This window comes from Ilyobacter sp. (genome assembly GCF_041583315.1).
Lineage (GTDB): Bacteria > Fusobacteriota > Fusobacteriia > Fusobacteriales > Fusobacteriaceae > Ilyobacter.
The window spans coordinates 1-3372 of the sequence record NZ_JBFHGC010000329.1 but is presented as its reverse complement, the minus strand read 5'-3'; the positions used below and the strand labels follow the sequence as shown (position 1 = coordinate 3372).

Genomic DNA, 3372 nt, shown 5'->3' with positions numbered 1-3372 from the left:
TTCTGCATTCTTTATGGGGTATAGTAGATATGCCATAGGAGAAGCAGTTTTTGGGTCAAGACTTCTTTTTATACCATACTCAAAATCTTCTGCTGTGACTTGTCTTCCGTCTTCCCATTTATACTCCCTCAGAAAGAAGGTCCATTTTTTACCATTTTCCTCTACCTTCCATGAAACTGCCCCGGCTTTTTCCGGAACTTCTTCTCCTTTGGAATTTATTGAAATCCTGGTGAGTCCCTCTACGGTGTTTTTAATGATCCCTATAGAATAGTTATCTGCTGCCCTTGAAGGATCAATAGTTTTTGGTTCATAATTGAAAAAAATATTAATTTCATTTTTATTTGATTTGTCAGATTTTTTCTTTATAGAATCTGACAAAGGATTTGAAAAAAATATTAAGCATGTCGAAATTATTAAAAATACTAAGAGTATTATTAGTGCGTGAGCCTTTTTCATAATTTTAAACAGTTCTCCTTCACAGCTAAATTTTTTTTATATCTACTATAATATTCTATTTTTTAAATTTTTACAAATTAAATAAAAAAATATTATTTTTTATAGGTGGCATAAACCATTATATACAAAAGGTTTAAAAAGTAGCGAAATTGAAATATATTCTCTAATGAAAAATGATTGAGGAAACTTGACACATAGAAGAAAATATGATAAAAATGGTTAGCACTCATTACAAATAACTGCTAACAAGGAGGATAGGAATGTCTAAAGAAACTTTAAATTTTCAAACAGAAACTAGTGAACTTTTAAATCTGGTAATCCATTCGATCTATACTCACAAGGAAATTTTCTTGAGAGAGTTAGTTTCAAATGCAAGTGATGCTATAGATAAGCTTAAATTTTTATCCATTACAGATAAAAGTCTTTTAGAAGGAGATCAAGAGTTTAAAATAGAAATTTCAGCATCCAAAGATAAAAAAATTCTGAAGATATCTGATAATGGTATAGGGATGAATCACGATGAATTGGTTAGTAATCTGGGAACAATAGCCAAATCTGGATCGAAAGCTTTTATGAATGCACTGAAAGAATCTAAGAAACAGTCAGACTTGGAAATAATAGGTCAGTTTGGTGTGGGCTTTTATTCCGCTTTTATGGTAGCAGAAAAAATTACTGTGGTTACTAGAAGAGCAGGAGAGGAAAAAGCTTATAAGTGGGAGTCTGATGGGAAAAATACCTTTGTAATTGAAGAAACAAAAAAAGGAAAAAGAGGAACAGAGATAACTCTCCATATAAGAAAAGATGAAGAAAATCCCAATGATGAATATATGGAAGAGTTCAAAATAAGAGAACTTATCAAAAAATATTCAGACTATGTGAGATACCCTATAAGTCTGGAGGTTGAAAAAAAAGAAGGGGACAAAAAAGTGAAAACCATGGAGACTTTAAATTCCATGGTTCCTATCTGGAAAAAAAATAAAAACGACGTAACTGAAGAAGAATATAATGAATTTTACATGTCAAAATTTCACGACTGGGAAAAACCTCTTATGAATATACATATAAAGGTAGAGGGGAACATAGACTATACAGCTCTTCTTTACATTCCTTCGAAAACTCCTATGGATTTTTATACTAAAGACTATGAAAAGGGGTTACAGCTTTATACCAAAAATGTCTTTATTATGGATAAGTGTAAGCAGCTTGTTCCTGATCACTTTAGATTTATAAAGGGGCTTGTGGATTCTAGTGACTTCTCTCTCAATATATCAAGAGAGATATTGCAGCAGGACAAACAACTGCAGACTCTTGGTAAAAATATACAGAAAAAAATTCAGAGAGAGCTGGAAAATCTATTAAAAAATGACAGGGAAAAGTACGAACTTTTCTGGGACGCCTTTGGTATGGATATAAAAGCCGGTATATACAGTGAATACGGATTATACAGGGACACTCTTAAAAATCTTTTGATTTTCCACAGTACTTTCAGCGATGATAAAACAACTCTCTCTGAGTACGTAGCCAGAATGAGTGAGGATCAAAAGGAAATATACTATGTTTCAGGAGAGGATCTTGACTCACTGAAAAAAATGCCTCAAATGGAAGCTGTAAAAGAAAAAGGGTATGAAGTACTTTTTCTGAATGAGCGTGTAGACGAGTTTGCAATCAGGACTCTCATGGAGTTTGACGGGAAACCCTTTAAATCCGTGACTGAATCCAACCTGGGTCTTGAAGATGAGACAGAAAAAAAGATGTTGGAAGAGAGCGAAGGGGAAAATAAGGATCTTCTGGATGAGATTCAGAAGGTCTTAAAGGATAAAATTTCTAAAGTAAAATTAACAAACAGACTAAAATCAAGTGCGGTATGTCTGGTAAGCGGTGAAAACGGGATTTCCTTTGAGATGGAAAGAGTCATGAAGGAGATGCCGGGACAGGAACATTCTGTAAAAGCCGAAAGAATTCTTGAGATAAATCCGTCTCACAACTTGTTTAAGGCTTTGAAATCAATATATGAAAGATCTCCTGAAGAGATGGGAGAGTATGCTGATATTCTCTACAACCAGGCTCTTCTTGTAGAGGGGTTCCAGTTAGATGATCCTGTGGAATTTTCCAATAAGATAACAAACCTTTTGATAAAAGCATCAAAATAGAGGGCAGACCCTTTTGGGTCGCCCTCTGTCTTTTTATTTTTCATCAATTATAAGTTCACTTAAAGCTCTTTTGGGCACATAGTGTACATTGTTTTCATCTCTATAATAATTGATGTTTCCGTTTTTGACATCGACAATTTTTATCTCTTCTGCAGGTTCTCCTAGAGCCACTATAAGCTCTGCCTGATAATCATCTGCAATATTCATAGCCTCTTTTACTTTATTTTTGTCAAAGTTTCCGATCATACATCCGCCGTATCCCATCTCTTTGGCTTTTAACATGATATTTTGAGCGGCTATTCCTATATCGCAGTAGAGAGATTTATCAGGAAGTGGAAGGTTTTTATCGCTGCACATAATGATATATGCTGAAGGACTCTCTGATTCAGAGGGATTCCAGCTCAGCAAACCAGCCCAGTGGGTAAGGGGAAACACTTTTTTGAGATTATCTTCCTTGATTACAGTTATATACTTTATTCCCTGAAGGTTTCTGCTGGCACCGGACAGTCTGACGCATTCCATTATTTCTTTAATCTCTTCTTTACTTATTCTTTTTTCTCCGAAGCTTCTTACAGACCTTGTATTTTTAATTAATTCATAGATCATAATTTTACCTCCTGTTTTTTATTTTATACTATTATAGAGAAACTAATTTTATTTTTCAAGGATAATATTTGAACGGATTCGCCGGGGATTTTAGTTAGAAGTTGCTAAATTTAGTATGATTTTTTCTTATCTTAATAAAATAATAAAAAAAATCTCCCCA

3 protein-coding genes are annotated in these 3372 nt (G+C 33.7%); 1 reads left to right on the top strand and 2 read right to left on the bottom strand.

What is annotated here, in order from left to right; all coding sequences use genetic code 11:
* Positions 1-456: ABC transporter substrate-binding protein (locus ABZA26_RS10795; RefSeq protein WP_372714536.1), on the bottom strand; the 456-nt coding region annotated here is incomplete at its 3' end.
* A 260-nt stretch (positions 457-716) separates the two neighbouring features.
* On the opposite strand from ABZA26_RS10795, the gene htpG reads away from it, so the two are divergent.
* Positions 717-2606: a molecular chaperone HtpG gene (gene htpG, locus ABZA26_RS10790; RefSeq protein ID WP_372714535.1), complete on the top strand. Its 1890-nt coding sequence runs from the start codon at positions 717-719 to the stop codon at positions 2604-2606.
* 33 nt (positions 2607-2639) lie between these two features.
* Here htpG and ABZA26_RS10785 read toward each other — a convergent pair whose 3' ends face one another.
* Complete coding sequence (locus tag ABZA26_RS10785) at positions 2640-3212, bottom strand: nitroreductase family protein (RefSeq protein WP_372714534.1); 573 nt, start codon at positions 3210-3212, stop codon at positions 2640-2642.
* Between the last annotated feature and the right edge of the window lie 160 nt (positions 3213-3372).

Bases quoted from the DNA above. Each gene is read 5' to 3' on its own strand.
- htpG (WP_372714535.1), top strand. From the start codon at position 717: ATGTCTAAAGAAACTTTAAATTTTCAAACAGAAACTAGTGAACTTTTA.
- ABZA26_RS10785 (WP_372714534.1), bottom strand. From the start codon at position 3,212: ATGATCTATGAATTAATTAAAAATACAAGGTCTGTAAGAAGCTTCGGA.